The sequence below is a fragment of the Cupriavidus sp. 05L310 genome, from assembly GCF_056398185.1.
Genome location: NZ_JBFTOX010000008.1, coordinates 83,843 through 99,400, shown reverse-complemented (window position 1 = coordinate 99,400; position 15,558 = coordinate 83,843). Strand labels below are relative to the sequence as shown.

The 15,558-nt window shown below is 63.3% G+C and carries 23 protein-coding genes and 3 tRNA genes; 14 read left to right on the top strand and 12 right to left on the bottom strand.

The features are described 5' to 3' along the window. Positions 1-77 precede the first annotated feature (77 nt). The 12 genes from AC1DS6_RS07695 (at position 78) to AC1DS6_RS07640 (ending at position 3,744) form a co-directional block, all read left to right on the top strand. Entirely contained in the window at positions 78-302 is a 225-nt protein-coding gene (locus AC1DS6_RS07695) for a helix-turn-helix transcriptional regulator (RefSeq protein WP_441629867.1), read from the top strand. Then, positions 299-1,015 carry an ORF6N domain-containing protein gene (locus AC1DS6_RS07690; protein ID WP_441629865.1) on the top strand — a complete coding sequence of 239 codons (717 nt, stop codon included), beginning with the start codon at positions 299-301 and terminating at the stop codon, positions 1,013-1,015. The genes AC1DS6_RS07695 and AC1DS6_RS07690 overlap by 4 nt, the downstream gene beginning before the upstream one ends. A 59-nt stretch (positions 1,016-1,074) precedes the next feature. Continuing rightward, entirely contained in the window at positions 1,075-1,329 is a 255-nt protein-coding gene (locus AC1DS6_RS07685) for a hypothetical protein (protein ID WP_441629863.1), read from the top strand. A gap of 97 nt (positions 1,330-1,426) precedes the next feature. Then, positions 1,427-1,594, top strand: coding sequence for a hypothetical protein (locus tag AC1DS6_RS07680; RefSeq protein WP_441629861.1), 168 nt, complete (start codon positions 1,427-1,429; stop codon positions 1,592-1,594). Then, a complete protein-coding gene (locus tag AC1DS6_RS07675) occupies positions 1,587-1,799 on the top strand; it encodes a hypothetical protein (RefSeq protein WP_441629859.1) in 213 nt (70 codons plus the stop codon). The genes AC1DS6_RS07680 and AC1DS6_RS07675 overlap by 8 nt, the downstream gene beginning before the upstream one ends. After that, on the top strand, positions 1,796-2,158 hold the full coding sequence (locus tag AC1DS6_RS07670; protein ID WP_441629857.1) for a hypothetical protein: 363 nt from the start codon (positions 1,796-1,798) through the stop codon (positions 2,156-2,158). The genes AC1DS6_RS07675 and AC1DS6_RS07670 overlap by 4 nt, the downstream gene beginning before the upstream one ends. Further along, on the top strand, positions 2,155-2,403 hold the full coding sequence (locus AC1DS6_RS07665; protein WP_441629855.1) for a hypothetical protein: 249 nt from the start codon (positions 2,155-2,157) through the stop codon (positions 2,401-2,403). Before AC1DS6_RS07670 ends, AC1DS6_RS07665 begins: the two co-directional genes overlap by 4 nt. After that, positions 2,400-2,522 carry a hypothetical protein gene (locus tag AC1DS6_RS07660; protein WP_441629853.1) on the top strand — a complete coding sequence of 41 codons (123 nt, stop codon included), beginning with the start codon at positions 2,400-2,402 and terminating at the stop codon, positions 2,520-2,522. The genes AC1DS6_RS07665 and AC1DS6_RS07660 overlap by 4 nt, the downstream gene beginning before the upstream one ends. 1 nt (position 2,523) lies before the next feature. After that, positions 2,524-2,769, top strand: coding sequence for a hypothetical protein (locus AC1DS6_RS07655; protein ID WP_441629851.1), 246 nt, complete (start codon positions 2,524-2,526; stop codon positions 2,767-2,769). Then, the gene (locus tag AC1DS6_RS07650) at positions 2,766-3,059 is read left to right on the top strand and encodes a hypothetical protein (protein ID WP_441629849.1); all 294 of its coding nucleotides are present in this window, start codon (positions 2,766-2,768) and stop codon (positions 3,057-3,059) included. The genes AC1DS6_RS07655 and AC1DS6_RS07650 overlap by 4 nt, the downstream gene beginning before the upstream one ends. Further along, a complete protein-coding gene (locus AC1DS6_RS07645) occupies positions 3,056-3,448 on the top strand; it encodes a hypothetical protein (RefSeq protein WP_441629847.1) in 393 nt (130 codons plus the stop codon). Before AC1DS6_RS07650 ends, AC1DS6_RS07645 begins: the two co-directional genes overlap by 4 nt. Continuing rightward, positions 3,445-3,744: a helix-turn-helix domain-containing protein gene (locus tag AC1DS6_RS07640; protein WP_441629845.1), complete on the top strand. Its 300-nt coding sequence runs from the start codon at positions 3,445-3,447 to the stop codon at positions 3,742-3,744. Before AC1DS6_RS07645 ends, AC1DS6_RS07640 begins: the two co-directional genes overlap by 4 nt. Here AC1DS6_RS07640 and AC1DS6_RS07635 read toward each other — a convergent pair. From AC1DS6_RS07635 to uvrC, 6 genes are all read right to left on the bottom strand, one after another. Next, positions 3,716-4,909 carry a site-specific integrase gene (locus AC1DS6_RS07635; protein ID WP_441629843.1) on the bottom strand — a complete coding sequence of 398 codons (1,194 nt, stop codon included), beginning with the start codon at positions 4,907-4,909 and terminating at the stop codon, positions 3,716-3,718. The genes AC1DS6_RS07640 and AC1DS6_RS07635 overlap by 29 nt on opposite strands. Before the next feature lie 207 nt (positions 4,910-5,116). Further along, a tRNA-Cys gene (locus AC1DS6_RS07630) sits at positions 5,117-5,190 on the bottom strand. A gap of 105 nt (positions 5,191-5,295) precedes the next feature. After that, positions 5,296-5,371, bottom strand: a tRNA-Gly gene (locus AC1DS6_RS07625). Positions 5,372-5,440: 69 nt separating this feature from the next. Further along, positions 5,441-5,516: transfer RNA gene (locus AC1DS6_RS07620), tRNA-Gly, on the bottom strand. A 167-nt stretch (positions 5,517-5,683) separates the two neighbouring features. Further along, positions 5,684-6,286 carry a CDP-diacylglycerol--glycerol-3-phosphate 3-phosphatidyltransferase gene (pgsA, locus tag AC1DS6_RS07615; protein ID WP_441629841.1) on the bottom strand — a complete coding sequence of 201 codons (603 nt, stop codon included), beginning with the start codon at positions 6,284-6,286 and terminating at the stop codon, positions 5,684-5,686. A 103-nt stretch (positions 6,287-6,389) separates the two neighbouring features. Beyond that, on the bottom strand, positions 6,390-8,507 hold the full coding sequence (uvrC, locus tag AC1DS6_RS07610; protein WP_441629839.1) for an excinuclease ABC subunit UvrC: 2,118 nt from the start codon (positions 8,505-8,507) through the stop codon (positions 6,390-6,392). A 110-nt stretch (positions 8,508-8,617) separates the two neighbouring features. Between uvrC and earP the strand changes: the two genes are divergently transcribed. Then, positions 8,618-9,820: an elongation factor P maturation arginine rhamnosyltransferase EarP gene (gene earP / locus AC1DS6_RS07605; RefSeq protein WP_477102366.1), complete on the top strand. Its 1,203-nt coding sequence runs from the start codon at positions 8,618-8,620 to the stop codon at positions 9,818-9,820. A 205-nt stretch (positions 9,821-10,025) separates the two neighbouring features. Further along, positions 10,026-10,586, top strand: a complete 561-nt coding sequence (gene efp, locus AC1DS6_RS07600) for an elongation factor P (protein ID WP_477102365.1) — start codon at positions 10,026-10,028, stop codon at positions 10,584-10,586. 92 nt (positions 10,587-10,678) lie between these two features. Here efp and nagZ read toward each other — a convergent pair whose 3' ends face one another. Genes nagZ through rnc form a run of 6 tightly spaced genes read right to left on the bottom strand, consistent with a single transcriptional unit; the run spans position 10,679 to position 15,558 of the window. Continuing rightward, a complete protein-coding gene (gene nagZ / locus AC1DS6_RS07595; RefSeq protein WP_477102364.1) occupies positions 10,679-11,728 on the bottom strand; it encodes a beta-N-acetylhexosaminidase in 1,050 nt (349 codons plus the stop codon). Continuing rightward, positions 11,725-12,174, bottom strand: a complete 450-nt coding sequence (acpS, locus tag AC1DS6_RS07590) for a holo-ACP synthase (RefSeq protein ID WP_441629832.1) — start codon at positions 12,172-12,174, stop codon at positions 11,725-11,727. The genes nagZ and acpS overlap by 4 nt, the downstream gene beginning before the upstream one ends. Continuing rightward, positions 12,171-12,953: a pyridoxine 5'-phosphate synthase gene (gene pdxJ, locus AC1DS6_RS07585; RefSeq protein WP_045235573.1), complete on the bottom strand. Its 783-nt coding sequence runs from the start codon at positions 12,951-12,953 to the stop codon at positions 12,171-12,173. Before pdxJ ends, acpS begins: the two co-directional genes overlap by 4 nt. A gap of 31 nt (positions 12,954-12,984) precedes the next feature. Next, complete coding sequence (recO, locus tag AC1DS6_RS07580) at positions 12,985-13,863, bottom strand: DNA repair protein RecO (RefSeq protein ID WP_441629828.1); 879 nt, start codon at positions 13,861-13,863, stop codon at positions 12,985-12,987. Next, complete coding sequence (gene era, locus AC1DS6_RS07575; RefSeq protein WP_045235575.1) at positions 13,856-14,791, bottom strand: GTPase Era; 936 nt, start codon at positions 14,789-14,791, stop codon at positions 13,856-13,858. Before era ends, recO begins: the two co-directional genes overlap by 8 nt. Beyond that, the gene (gene rnc / locus AC1DS6_RS07570; RefSeq protein WP_020205117.1) at positions 14,788-15,558 is read right to left on the bottom strand and encodes a ribonuclease III; all 771 of its coding nucleotides are present in this window, start codon (positions 15,556-15,558) and stop codon (positions 14,788-14,790) included. The genes era and rnc overlap by 4 nt, the downstream gene beginning before the upstream one ends.

The window sequence follows — 15,558 nt, the reverse complement described above, 5'->3', positions numbered from 1 at the left end:
GTTGCTTGCGCTTTGTTGCCATTCTTAGGCTTGGCCATGTTCCGGGATAGGCCCGGACGCCTCAATGAGGGTGAAACATGGCCAAACAAATCCAAGCAGCACTCGCCATCCTGCGCCGCAAGCAGGTGGAACAAGAAACCGGGCTGAGCCGCAGCACGATCTACCTGCGCATCAAGCTGAAGACCTTCCCGCCGGCCGTCCAGCTCGGCCCGCGTGCAGTGGGCTGGCGCCGCGGCGACATTGACGCGTTCCTCGCAGACCCGGCCGGATACAAGGCCAAGGCTGCAGAGGAAGCAGCGTGACCACCCCCACCACGGCTGTCACGCCGGAAACTCTGGCCCCCATCGTGTGGGAGCGGCAACGCGTCATCACGACGGAACTGCTGGCGAAGCTGTATGGGGCGACGCCGAAACAGATCAACGATAACTACCAGAACAACGCCGAGCGCTTTGGAGCGGGGAAGCATTTCTTCAGGCTTGAGGGCGAAGATCTGCGCAAGTTCAAGAACTACCCCGAAATAAACGGGCTAGTTCCGAAGCATACGCGACAGCTAATCCTCTGGACCGAGCGCGGCGCGGCTCGCCACGCCAAGATGCTGGAGACGGATCAGGCTTGGCACGTGTTCGAGCGCCTGGAGGATGCCTACTTCGTCCCGCGCGAGTCGGCCATGCCGACCGATAATGAGGCCCTCTCCACGGTCGCCGATCGTCGTCCGCTCTACCACGGCGCGATCGAGTTGATGGTGACGTGCCGCATGTCACCTCCCCGGGCTTATGCATTCATTAACGCCGCAACCGGTAGCCCGAGCTTCGCCAAGACAAAGAAGAGCTCGGTTCGCGTTGGCGTCGAGTTCGTCCAGCACGCGCTGAAAGGCGCGCTCACGCGGGACGATCTCCGGCGTCTGGAAGCGCGCGGTACCAGATTGCCCTCCCAGCCGCGGCAGCTTCCACTTTTTACTGCCGAAATCCTACTGACCTTCGAGGGCAACACACAAACAAACATAAACAATAGTTGACACAAATAAACTCTTGTTTATACTGAGCGCGTCGACCTCACCACTTCGGAGCGAAACACATGGCAGCACAAACCGCCATTCCCCTCAACCAAAGTCCAGCGGTTTGCATAAACACTGATGCAGGCTTCCAGCGCCTGAGCGACGAAGCAGCCGCACGGTTCAGCCACGCACGCAGCATCACGCAGTTCATGGCTCAGGTCAAAGAAATGCAGAGTATCGAAGAGCGTGACGTTGCTGCTATTGGCAGCGTCCTATGCAGCTTGATCGAGGAAGGCATCAGCCTCCAAGAGGCGGCAAATGCTTGCGCCAAGTGAGCCACGCGAGCCGTAAGCAAAACAAGGAAACGCCTCAACGGCGGCAACCGTTGAGGCGTCGGACGAATAAGTGAACCCCTGAGAAGGAACACTCGCAATGAAGAATAGCACAGAGGCAAAAGCAGTCAGCCAAGCGTCGACCCATCCCCTCACCTTCCTCCATGTCGCTCCGCGCATGGGTGTCACGCCGGATATGGCAGCCAAGAATTTGGGCGAGACCTGCCCCGGCCTTTTTGATCTTGACGGGGATGTCTGCCATGGCTGAATGCAAACCCACTATCGACCTAGCCGAGCAGGCCTGGGCAATCCATAACATCCTCGCCACTCTGCATGTGGCTTTGCCCGACGATGCGGATGAAGCCGAGCTACCAACTCGCTGCCTTCTCTCGCACGTCCTGAGCCTGACGGAACCGCTGGCGCTCGAACTGATGACCCTCGGGTCCGACGCAAGGAAGGGTGGCAAGCAATGAGCACGCCTCGCAAAGCGGTTGATTGCTCGGAAGCGCTGACCCACCTCTGGATGGTCTCAGGCAAGCGTTTGTGTCAGGAAGATCTCCAATGGCTCACCGGACTGAGCGAGAAGGCCGAGGTGGAGCTGCGCAGCTTCGCTGACCTGTTGTCAGACGCCGGCGCGCGCGTGGGACTCTGCGGCGCGCATGGCATCGACGATGACACAGTGAGCAGTCTTCTGTTCTCGGCCGCCAATCTCACACGGAATGCAGCCGCGATGGTCTTCGTTGGCTCAGAGGCGGGTTATCTGCTGGCCCAATCGAGCGAAGGCAGCAGCCCCGACCCCACAACCAAGCCGAAGTCCGGAGGTGCGCGATGACTGCCAATTACATTCTGCCCCGCGAAGAAGAGCGCAAACCCATTGCGCAGGAGCAGCTGGCGGCCCGGCTTCGCGCCCGCGTTGCACGGGTCACTGGTATGGCGAACCTGATGTTTCTGGGTGACTTCCAGGCCCTCGACGATCGCATCCAGACCGAGTTGATCGCTCTACTGGACGAACTGGCAGACAACGCCTACTCGGCCGCCATCGAGGCCTCCAACGTTCTTGCCGGAGCCAAGCCATGATCCGTCCGCACATCCGCCGCAGCGCCTTGGGCGGCTTCGTGGCCTCCCGCTATTACAACCGCCGCCGCGCAGCCGCGCGCCGCCTGGTGGCCGCCTTCTGGCGCTTCCTTGGGGCCTGACATGAAAACAGCAAAGATCATCGCCCTGCCCTGGCCGGAGGCTGAAGCCGGCAGCACGGAGCCCGATCGCATCACCATCACCTTGAATGCTGACGGCACGCATAGCGTGCGCCTAGTCGGCAGGTATGCGGAGGATCCGCGCATCGCCCTGGAGGCGCTCGACCTGGTCGTCGGCCGCATCGATCTACTCGCACGCCCGCGCGCAGCCAGCACCGTTATCGACTTCCCGAATCGGAGGACAGCATGATTACCCCTGCCCAGATCTCAGCGCTTCTGCTTATCGCCGACAAAGCAATCGAACTGCACGGCTTCGAGAATGACGTCCGCGAGGCTAAGCGCACGCTCGACGAGGCATACCTCACGCATAAGCGGGAAAATGGTTTTGGCATCGAGCGAGACTCGCCAGCGTGGGATGCAACGATGGCCGCGACTAAGAACGAGTTTGCGGCCGTCGGTCACACCAAGAGAGGCGCCCACAACGCCAAGCGCCGCCTCGAAACCGCGATCAAGGCGTACCTGCGTGGAGGTGCAAAGTGAACCGTCAAACCCAACAGCAAACACTGGGTACCATGCTGGAAGAGTACCGCGCCGGCACTCGCGGCCTGCCCACCTATGCCGAGCTCGCCGCCGTGGTCGGCAGCGATCACGACGGGCATGCCGCGATCAACGCTGCCCAGCGTCCAAGCCTCTTCGACGAGATCACCGGCACGGCAGGTAAAAGCAGTGGCCCCGTCCACGTGCGGGCCGGAGGGATGCCAATGGTCTTCGACGACGTCCCCATTACGGCCGAGGCCATCGAGACTGCCGCGCGTCTGTGCGACGAACAGGCTGTCGAGTGGGATTCGGATGCCGTGGTCAACAACAAGAACTATCCAGCACACTGCGCGGCGCTGATCCGCGCGATGGGCCAGAGAGGCTGCCCATGACTGCATGCATCGACTTCATCGAGGCGCTAACCGCCGACCAGGTGGCCGAGGCACTCGGGTGCGAGCCTCAGCACGTCAATGATCTGGCAGCTGCAGGCAAGCTACCTGGCGTCAAATACGGCCGCTCATGGCGCTTCCCGGTCTCCGCGCTGAGGGAGTATCTCGCTCAACGCGCAATGCAGAACGTTGCACCCAAGTCGTACGAGGACATCCCGACAACGAAGCCCGCCCAGAAGGGCCGCGGCCGGCGAAAGCCGCCAATGGATCTCACGCAGACTGTGCGGGTTGTGGACTAAGCCACAGCCGGTCGGCAAGGTCTGAGCCCCGCAGGCTCACATAGCGCATGAACACTCGCGGGTCCTTGTGACCCGTGATACGCATCACCTCTTCGCCGCGGAACATCCACCCGCCGGCACCATCTCGCATCAGCACCCATCGGCAGGTAGCCTCGTGCCGCATGTCGTGCTCGGTCAAGTTTTCACAACCCGCATACTTGAAGATCCGGCCAAAGGCGCGGCTTAGCCGGCTCGTGACCTGGTTCAGTTCCGCGTCACTGTCGTCCAGCCCAGACCACCACGGAAACAGGAGCGTGGCGGGCCCCTGAAGGCGGGCCGCCTTGCGTCGCCGCTCCAGCATGTCGTAGATCTCGGGAACGATAGGCACATCGCGGGCTGCACCCGTCTTGCTCTGAGCTACGTGGATGGTGCGCAGGTCCAGGCGCACATGGCTCTCTCGCAGGCGATACGCCTCCCGTAGCCGAAGCCCAGTGCTCAGAATCAGTTGAAAGAGGTCGATCATCGCCTCCCGCTCCGGCATCAGCAGTGGTCTCTCCCGCCCCTCTCGCTTCACGCCACGCATGGCGGCCAGAATCTGGGCCTCCTCACCGTCGAGGAGACGTCGATCACGCTCCACATCCGTTTTCACCACCTTCTTCTTGTCGCCATGCAACAACTGGCGCTCGCGCTCGTTGTAGGTCGAGTAGTTCTTGGGAAGTAAGCGGAAGGGATTTGCCAGCGGTTGACCACCATGCTCAGCCTCCCGCTTCAGGTGCCAGTCGAGCATCCGGGCCAGGCAACCCACGCGCTTGCGGATGGTGCCTGGCGCGAGATTCCGCTCAATCTTCAGGGAGCGCACCCACTCTTCGGCCCATTTGTACTGCAGGACGTCATCGAGACGCTTTGCCCCTATCCACATGGTCAGCAGGTCGAGAAGGTCGCGGTCCATAGCGCTCACGGAGACCGCATCGAGATACTCCCGGATCAAGCGTCCAATGGTCACAGTCCCGGGCCGCTTTGGCAGCGCCACGGCCTCGCGGGGCACCACCCCCTGGGCAAGCATCGACTCTAGACGGTTGCCATACTCGCGCGCCTCGGCCTCTGTCTCGAATGTGGCCGTGTATGGCTTCGGCAGAAGTCGCTGCTTCACCCTCAATTCGAACTTGGCGCCGCGGGCGCGAACCATGGCCATTTGCTATCCCTTCGATCGGTTTTGGTGAACTCGCGTACACGACCAACATCTCGCGTACACGCCCAAACCTAGCCGATTCAGGGTGGCATTGCCACCTTTTTTGGGTGGCACAGGGTGTTTTGAGGGGATTTCAGACTGTTTTCGAGCAAACAAAAAGGTAGGTCGAAAAAGAAAAAGCCCTGATAAATCAGGGCTTTAGTATGGAGGCGGGGGTCGGAATCGAACCGGCGTACACGGCTTTGCAGGCCGCTGCATGACCACTCTGCCACCCCGCCGGGTGACGGCTGCTGGGATTGTAGCCGCATTCGCCTGACCCTGCCGGGCCGCGCCTGCGCACCACCATCGCAAACAAAAAGGGAAGCGCTGCTTCCCTTTGGGATTGGAGCGGGAGACGAGGCTCGAACTCGCGACCTCAACCTTGGCAAGGTTGCGCTCTACCAACTGAGCTACTCCCGCATTTACTACTCTGCGTGCCAATCTGGAACCCTACGGTATGCACCGCGATTTCCAGATGCAACGGAAACCTGGAGCGGGAGACGAGGCTCGAACTCGCGACCTCAACCTTGGCAAGGTTGCGCTCTACCAACTGAGCTACTCCCGCAGGATCCTGCTGACTTCTTACATTAAACGCAACTTCTGCGCCGATTCTACTCACTTCACGCTGCGTTCTTGCTGCTTTTCGCTTCGTTCGGTTTGTTTCGTCAGAAGCGAGAACAGGATTATTGCAAATCGCCGCAGCATTCGTCAAGCATATTTTTCACCGGATCTTCATTTTTGTGCGGTGGCTTCTCCACTCAGGCCACTGCGCTCGCGAATCTGCGGCCACGCCAGCTTCATGTAATAAAACATCGACCACAGGGTCAGCACAGCCGCCACATAGATCATCCACGCGCCCAGCACCGAGGCATCGACGATACCCAGCAGGCTGTCGTTGAAGAGCAGCAGCGGTATCGCGATCATCTGGAAAGTGGTCTTGAGCTTACCGAGAAAATTCACCGCGACGCTCTTGGAGGCCCCGATCTGCGCCATCCATTCGCGCAGCGCCGAGATGGTGATCTCGCGGCCGATGATCACCAGCGCGATCAGGTCGGCGACCCGGCCCAGTGCAAGCAGGGACAGCAATGCCGCGGCCACCATCAGCTTGTCGGCGACCGGATCCAGGAAAGCGCCAAAGGACGATGTCTGGTTCCAGCGCCTTGCCAGGAAGCCGTCCAGCCAGTCGGTGACCGCTGCAATGATGAAGAAACCTGCTGCCGTCATGTTCTTGGCATGCATTGGCAGCCATGCCTCGGGCAGGTAGTAGACACCCACCACGAGGGGAATCATGGCAACACGGAGCCAGGTCAGCAGGATCGGTATATTCAGCGGCATGGGGGCTCGAAACGAGACAACGGCAATGGGCAACCCTGAGATTGTCGCCTATTTCAACGGGAACCGAGCATTTCCTGCCACACGGCCCTCGGATTTGACCGAATCAATGCAGCTGCCGATAGATTTCCTCGGCTAGCGCATGTGAAATGCCGTCGACGCTGGCCAGTTCGTCGATGCTAGCCGCAATGACGCCTCGCAGGCCGCCGAAGCGGGTGAGCAGCTTTTGCCTGCGGCGGGCGCCGACGCCTTCGATCTCCTCCAGCCGCGAGGTGGTGCGCACCTTGGCGCGGCGCGCACGCATGCCGGTGATGGCAAAGCGGTGCGCCTCGTCGCGGATCTGCGCCACCAGCATCAGGGCAGCGCTCCCCTGCCCCAGTTCCAGCGACGGACGGCCGTCGGCAAATATCAGCGTCTCCAGTCCGACCTTGCGGCCTTCGCCCTTGGCCACGCCCACCAGCAGGCCGATATCCAGGCCGAGTTCTTCGAATACCTGGCGCGCGACCTCCACCTGGCCCTTGCCGCCATCGATCAGGACCACAGTGGGCATCAGCGTCGACGCGGCAGGCGTGCCCGCCGCGTCGGGCATGTCGCCCTGCCGACCTTCGGGGACGCCCTGCTGCGCCTGCTCCATCAGCTCCACCAGCTTCTGGTAGCGCCGCGTCAGCACCTGGCGCATGGCGGCGTAGTCGTCTCCGGGCGTGATGTCCTGGATGTTATAGCGGCGGTATTCGGCGTTCTGCATCTCGTGATGGTGGAAGACCACGCAAGAAGCCTGCGTCGCCTCGCCCGCGGTATGGCTGATGTCGAAACACTCAACGCGCAGCAGCGCCAGGTCCTCCATGTCGATGCCGATCGTGTCCGCCAGCGCGCGCGTACGGGCTTGCTGGCTGCCCTGCTCCGCCAGGCGGCGGGATAGCGCCAGTTCCGCACCTTTCTGGGCCATCTCCAGCCAGGCCCGGCGCTGCCCCTGCGGCTGGCGGACCAGTGTGACCTTGCGCCCGGCCTGCATCGACAGCGCCTCCAGCAGTGCCTTGCCCGGCGGCAGGTGACTGACCACCAGGATCGGCGGCACGGCCTGGTCCAGATAGTGCTGCGCCATGAAGGCGGACAACACCTCGGCGGCAATGCGCTCGACCGGAATACCGGCGGGACCGGCCGCCGCCGGCGCGTTTTCTTCGCCAGCCTCGGCCGCTGCGCCCGCGGCGGCTTCGTCCTCATCCTCGACGATCATCGCGCCTTCCTCGACGTGCGCCGGGAAGTAAGCCTTGTCACCCAGGTGCCGCCCCCCGCGGATCATCGCCAGGTTGACGCAGGCGCGGCCGCCCTCCACCGCTACCGCAAGCACGTCGATGTCGCTGGCCTGCCCGACCTCCTCCACCGCCTGCCGCTTGAGCACGGTGGACAATGCACCGATCTGGTCCCGCACCGCAGCCGCCTGCTCGAATTCCAGGCGCCCTGCATGCTCTTCCATTTTCGCCTGCAAGCCCTCGAGCACCTCGTTCTGCCGCCCCTGCAGGAAGCGCGCCGCGTTGCTGACGTCGCGGGCGTAATCCGCCTCGCTGATGGCGCCCACGCATGGGCCGGTGCAGCGATGAATCTGGTGCAGCAGGCACGGCCGCGTGCGGTTGGTGAAGACCGTATCCTCGCAGGTGCGCAACTGGAACACCCGCTGCAGGATCTGCATGCTCTCCCGTACCGCATGGGCGCTCGGGAATGGTCCGAAGTATTGGTGCTTGCGGTCGGTGGCGCCGCGGTAATAGGCCATGCGCGGGAAGCGATGGCTGGTCAGCTTGACGAACGGATACGACTTGTCGTCGCGGAACAGGATGTTATAGCGCGGCGCCAGCGCCTTGATGAGGTTGTTTTCCAGCAGCAGCGCCTCGGCCTCGGTGCGCACTACCGTGGTCTCGATGCGCACGATCCTGGCCACCATCATGGCGATGCGCGGCGACAACAGCGTCTTGTTGAAATAGCTGGCGACACGCTTCTTCAGGTCGCGTGCCTTGCCTACGTAAAGGACATTGCCGTTCGCGTCGAAGTAGCGATAGACGCCTGGCAAGCCAGGCAATTGCGCGATCACCGCCTTGGCATCGAACGGCGCCTCCGCCAGCGCCTCGGGTGCGGGTTCGGGCGTCGCTTCGCCCGGCGCCGCGGGCAGTCCTTCGGGCTGACCGGCGGCGGGCGCGCCTTGATCGTGAGTTTCGGGTTCCTGCTGCGACATCGGGAGGGAGTTGGCCGTGAGGGGCCCGTTTCGCACGTGGCCAGCGGGGCCATGCGCAACAGGCTCTAAAATCGCAAGTTTAGAGCAAATCCTTGCCAACTCACGCCGCCATGCCTGTCCAACCCGACCGTGCCATCCGTTCCTGGGACATCTTCTGTACCGTTATCGACAATTTCGGCGATATCGGCGTCTGCTGGCGGCTGGCGCGCCAACTGGCACAGGAGCATGGCCACGCCGTACGCCTTTGGGTGGATGATCTCGCCAGCTTTGCACGCCTTGCCCCCGGCCTCGATACAGGCGCGCCCCGGCAGGAGCTTGCCGGCGTGACGATCCTTCCCTGGCGGCGACCGGACCAGGAAAGCGCGCAGGAGAGCACGGCCCGCTTTGCGGGCGTCACGCCGCACGATGCGGTCATCGAAGCCTTCGCATGCGACCTGCCCGAGCCATTCCTTGCCGCCATGGCCGCGCGCGCGCCTAAGCCGGCATGGCTCAACCTCGAATACCTCAGCGCCGAGCCCTGGGTGAGAGAACACCACGGCATGGCCTCGCCGCATCCACGCCTGCCGCTGGTCAAGCACTTCTTCTTCCCGGGCTTCGAGCCCGGCACGGGTGGAGTGCTGCGCGAAACCATGCTGGGCATGCAGCGGGAACACTTTCGCGCCAGCCCCGCCGCACAGGCTTCGCTATGGCACCGCCTTGGCTTCGAGCCCATCGAAGGCGCCCTGAAGGTCAGCCTGTTCGCCTACCGCAATGCCGCCCTGCCCGCACTGCTGACCCAATGGCGCGATGGCTCGGAGCCGGTCCAGTGCCTGGTGCCGGCGGGCCTGGCCGCGCGGCAGGCCAGCGAATGGTTCGGCGAGGCCGATTGCGCGCCTGGCACCGTTTTCAGGAGTGGCCGCCTGACCGTGCAAGTCGTGCCCTTCCTGCGCCAGGAGCACTACGACGAACTCCTGTGGCTATGCGACCTTAACTTCGTGCGAGGCGAGGACTCATTCGTGCGCGCGCAATGGGCTGGCCGGCCTTTTGTCTGGCAGATCTACCCGCAATCCGACGCGGCGCATATGGTCAAGCTCGATGCCTTCCTCACGCTAATCGTGCAACGGATGGAACGCAGTGGCCAACCGGAGGCGGCCGCTGCACTTGCGAACTTCTGGCACAGCTGGAATAAGGACGATGAATCACCCGACTGGCCCGGACTGCACGCGCATCTGCCATTGCTCGCCCGTGCCGCCGAGCAATGGCAGCGCAGCCTGCTGCACCTTGGCGACCTGGCGGCAAATCTGGTGGCGTTTTGCGAAAATCGGGTAAAATAGCGGGTTGATTTAATGGCGACCGGGCCGGAAGACGGATGCGTCCTGTGCAAGCGATCGGCCCTGGCATGCGCCACGGTAAGAGCGGCGCGGGGCCTTAGCGTAAAGGGCACGGGTCGCGCGCACGGACACCGCTAGCGCCGTGCGTCGGCAGCGCGCCTTCGCCATACCGAATTCCGAGACATTCTTTTTCAGGAAATTAGTTCAGATGAAAACCGCACAAGAACTCCGCGTCGGCAACGTATTCATGATCGGCACCGACCCGATGGTCGTGCAGAAGGCTGAGTACAACAAGTCGGGCCGCAACTCCGCCGTGGTCAAGATGAAGTACAAGAACCTGTTGACGGAAGCCCCGGGCGAAGCCGTCTTCAAGGCCGACGACAAGTTCGAAGTCGTGATGCTCGAGCGCCGCGAATGCACCTACTCGTACTTCGCCGACCCGATGTACGTGTTCATGGATACCGACTTCAACCAGTATGAAGTCGAGCAGGACAGCATGGGCGACGCGCTGAACTACCTCGAAGACGGCATGAACGTCGAAGTGGTGTTCTACAACGACAAGGCCATCTCGGTGGACATGCCCACCACGCTGGTGCGCGAAATCATCTACACGGAACCGGCCGTCAAGGGCGATACCTCGTCGGGCAAGGTGCTCAAGGGTGCCAAGATCAATACCGGCTTCGAACTGCAAGTGCCGCTGTTCTGCAATATCGGCGACAAGATCGAAATCGACACCCGTACCGGCGAATACCGCAGCCGCGCCAACTAAGCGCAGCTTGTTCGCCGCCATCCCCACGCGGATGGCAACGAAAAAGGGCAGCCCAGGCTGCCCTTTTTTTATTCTTTTGCCCCTTTTGCGGATCAGGCGATCAGGTCGTGCGACTTGAGCACGCGCAGTGCCGCGGCGTACTCCGGCTCCTGCATCAGCTTGTTCCAGTCCAGCGGCTTGCGGCGTCCGAACAAGCGGCGGATGCGTCGTTGCGAATCCTTGCCGATGCGTACATCGAGCTCGCCGAGCAACTGGTCCGCACGCTCAGGATGGTTGCAGATCAGCACCATGTCGCAGCCGGCGCCAAGGGCCGCGCGCGCGGCTTCGGTCACCGTGCCCGCGACGCTTGCGCCTTCCATGCTCAGGTCGTCGCTGAAGATCACGCCCTCGAAGCCAAGCTGGGTGCGTAGCACGTCCTGCAGCCAGTAGCGCGAAAAACCGGCAGGATGCGGATCCACCTTGGGATAGATCACATGCGCCGGCATCACAGAGGACAGCGCCATCCCCATCCACTCGTAAGGACGCGCATCCTGCCCGAGGATCTCGTCGAGACCGCGCTCGTCCACCGGCACCGCCACATGCGAATCGGCGGCAACAAAGCCGTGGCCGGGGAAGTGCTTGCCGCAATTGGCCATGCCGGCCAGCAGCAGGCCATGGGTCAGGTGGTTGGCGAGCATCGTCACCACGCGCGGGTCGGCGTGGAAGGCGCGGTCGCCGATCACAGCGCTGAGCCCGTAGTCCAGGTCAAGCACCGGGGTGAAGCTCAGGTCGATATCGCAAGCCCGCAACTCTGCTGCCAGCACGTAGCCGCAGCTGACGGCAGCCTTGGTTGCCGCGAGCACGTCGCGGTCCCACAGCGCGCCCAGCCGGGCCATCGCGGGCAGATGCGTGAAGCCGTCGGTCTTGCAGCGCTGCACCCGGCCGCCCTCATGATCGATGCAGATCAGCACGTCATCGCGCACGCCACGGATCTCGCGCGTCAGCGCCTGCAATTGCGAGCGCGACTCGAAGTTGCGCGCAAACAGGATCACGCCACCGGTCAGCGGGTGGGAAATGCGGCGGATATCGTCCGCATCGAGGTGCTTGCCTTTGACATCGAGTACAACCGGGCCCGGCCGTCTGCCGGAAATCTTCTTGATCATTTGAAATCTTCGCTAGGCTTGGGGGCGAGCGGCAGGCCGGCGCGGACGTCGGCACCGCCGGGCTCGGCGATCGCAAAGGCGACCGCATAATCGTGTTCGTCGCTGACGCTGACCCGGACCACGAGGCCGCGTTCCCGCAACCAGGTGTCGAGCTCGCCATGGCAATGCGCATAGGGCTCGCCGGAAGGCAGGTTCAGCAGTTCCATGGCACGCCAGGTCATCGGCCAGCGCATGCCCAGGCCGATGGCCTTGGAGAAGGCCTCCTTGGCGGCAAAGCGCGTCGCCAGGAACGCGAGCCCGCGCTTTTCGGAGCGCGCCTTGCGTGCATGGTACTTCTGGAGTTCCTGCGGCCCGAGCACCTTTTCCGCAAAACGTCCGCGCGTGCGCTCCATCACGCCCTGCACGCGGTCGATCTGGATGATGTCGGTACCGAGGCCGTAGATCACGCCGCGGCGTCCGGACGGGGATAGGTGGTGCCCAGGCGCGCCGCCACCATGATGGCTTTCATCTCGCGCACAGCGTTCTGCCAGCCGACAAAGACCGCGTGGGCAACGATGGCGTGGCCAATATTCAACTCCTTGATGCCGTGCAGTGCCGCGACCGGCTGCACATTCGTGTAGTGCAGGCCGTGGCCGGCATTGACCACCAGCCCGAGCCGCACGCCCGCGTCGACGCCTTCGGCGACGCGGCGAAGCTCGGCGGCCTGCTCCCCGGCGGAATGCGCGTCGGCATAGCGGCCGGTGTGCAGTTCCACCACCGGCGCGCCACACGCGGCGGCCGCTTCGATCTGGTCAGCCTGCGCATCGATGAAGAGCGAAACGCGGATGCCCGCATCGGCAAGCTGGCGGCAGGCAGCCTTGACCTGCTCGAAACGCCCGGCTACGTCCAACCCGCCCTCGGTGGTGACTTCCTCGCGCCGCTCGGGCACCAGGCAGACATCCTGCGGACGGATCGTGCAGGCGATGTCGAGCATTTCCTGGGTGATCGCGCACTCCAGGTTCATGCGCGTGGCCAGCAGCGGCCGCAGCGCATGCACGTCGGCGTCGCGGATATGGCGGCGGTCTTCGCGCAAGTGCAGGGTGATCAGGTCGGCCCCGGCCTGCTCGGCCTGCAGTGCTGCCTGGATCGGATCGGGATAGACCGTGCCGCGCGCATTGCGCAGCGTGGCCACGTGGTCGATATTGACGCCAAGGTCGATGACGCCGGGATGCGCGTGGAAAATCATGCGGGAGGGCTCGAAAGGCTCGGAGATATTCTCAGAGATAGTGCAAATCGATCAGGATCTGGCGCGTCTTCAACGGCGCGCCTTGCAGATAATAATGCAGCAGGAAGCGCATCAGCGCACGACTTTGCGTGACAGTTTGTGTCCGTCGATAGTCGTCCTGCGACATGTCGAGCAGCGTCTGCCCGGAAACCACCGGCCACGAGGACGGATCGCTGGCCTGCGCGCGGCGTACGCCACGCTCTGGCTGGTAGACATAGTCCTGCCCCGGCTCGACCGTCTCGCCCGAATTGGCGCATTCATCGAAGGCCACCGCAAAGCCGGTTTCCTGCAGCAGCACGCGCTCGAAGCCGCGCAGCACCAGGCCGGCCTGCTCGCCATGCGAAAGCCGGGTCAGCGTGGCCATGTACTGGCGGAACAGGGCAACGTGCGCATCTTCGCGGGCGCAGAAACGCAGCAGCAGTTCGTTGAGATAGAACCCCGAGAGCAAGGCGTCGCTGGCCAGCGGCAGCATGCCGCCGACCCACTCCGCGCGCGTCAGTGTCTTGACTTCGCCACGGCCGCTCCAGGACAGCGAGATCGGCTGAAAATGCTGAAGCACCGGGCGCAGCGCCGAATGCGGCCGCTTGGCGCCCTTGGCCACCATGGCCACGCGGCCGTAATCGCGCGTGAACACGTCGAGGATCAGGCTGGTCTCGCGGTAGGGCCAGGCGTGCAGCACGAAGCCGGGCTGGTTGGCCACGCGCAGTTCGGTGCGCGCCGGCACGATGCGCAGCGCGCGATCCATCATCGCGCGCTGCTCGGCCACTTCCATGCCGGGCACGGCATGGCTGTCCAGCAGTTCGGCCGCTTCTTCCACCACCGGGTCTGTGCGGCGGGCCTTCAAGGCAGGCCCGCCAGCTCTGTCACTCATAGCCGTAGGCGCGCAATCCAGCTTCGTTGTCGGCCCAGCCGCTCTTTACCTTGATAAACATTTCCAGGTAAACCTTGCCGTCGAACAGCTTCTCCATGTCGATGCGGGCTTCGGTGGAAATGGTCTTGAGCTTGGCACCCTTGTTGCCGATGATCATGGCCTTGTGCCCGTCGCGCTCGACGAGGATGGTGGCGAAGATGCGCCGCAGCCTGCCTTCCGTCTCGAACTTTTCGATGATGACCGTGCTGGTGTACGGCAATTCATCGCCGGTCCAGCGGAACACCTTCTCGCGGATGATCTCGGAGGCCATGAAGCGCTCGCTGCGATCGGTCATGGAGTCGGCGTCATACATCGGCTCGCCTTCCGGCAGGTACGGCCGGATGATCGCCAGCAGACGCTCGATGTGGTCTTGCGTCTTGGCCGACATCGGCACCACTTCCGCGAACTGGAACTGGTGGCCCATCTTTTCCAGGAAGGGCATCATCACCTCGGCCCGGTCCGCGCCAAGGCGATCGAGTTTGTTGGTGACCAGCAGCACCGGCACCTTCTTCGGCAACAGCGAAAGCACCTTCTCGTCGTCGGCGCCGTAGTAGCCGGCTTCCACGACGAACAGCACCAGGTCCACCGACGACAGCGTCGAGGTGACCGCGCGGTTCAGCGAGCGGTTCAGCGCGCTGGCATGGCGCGTCTGGAAGCCCGGCGTATCGACGAACACATACTGGGCATCCTCGGTAGTCTGAATGCCGACAATGCGATGGCGCGTGGTCTGTGCCTTGCGCGAGGTGATGCTGATCTTCTGACCAACCAGCGCATTCATCAGGGTGGACTTGCCGACGTTGGGACGCCCGACAATGGCCACGGTGCCGCAGCGGAACGCCGCGGATGGGGTACCCGCGGCGGCTTGCCGCGGATCGGTAGATTCGGTCATTCCTTCAACCTGAGAGACAACTGGGGATCGGGTGGCACCGGTTGCTTGCGCGTCTTGCCGGTGCGCTCGGCCCGGCTGCGCTTGAGCAACTGGGGCACGAGCTTCTGCACCTCGTCGAGCGCCAGCTTGGCGGCGGCCTGTTCGGCGGCACGGCGCGACGCGCCGGTACCGAACACCCGCACTTCCAGTTTAGGCACGGTGCACTCGACTTCAAACTGCTGGTTATGCGCGGCGCCATGTGTGGCGATCACGTTATATTGCGGCAGGGCTATCTTGTGGCCTTGCAGGTACTCCTGCAGCAGCGTTTTGGCATCCTTGCCCAGCGTGCGCGGATCGACCTGCTCGAGGATGGGGATATAAAGCTTGCGGATCAGCGTGCGCGCCCCCTCGAAGCCGGCATCGAGGAAGACGGCGCCGACGATCGCTTCCAGCGCATCGGCCAGGATCGACGGGCGGCGGAAACCGCCGCTCTTCAGTTCCCCCTCGCCCAGGCGCAGCGCCTCGGACAATTGCAGCATCTGCGCAATTTCATACAGCGCCTGCTGCTTGACCAGGTTGGCGCGCACGCGGGACAGGTCGCCTTCGTCGAGCTTGCTGAACATGCCGTACAGCATGTCGGCCACGGCACAGTTCAGCACCGAATCGCCGAGGAATTCCAGGCGTTCGTTGTGCAAGGCACTGTGGCTGCGGTGCGTCAGCGCCTGCTGCAGCAATTCTGGCTTGCTGAAGCGGTAGCCGAGGCGTTGCTGCAAGGCGTCGAGGTTCAT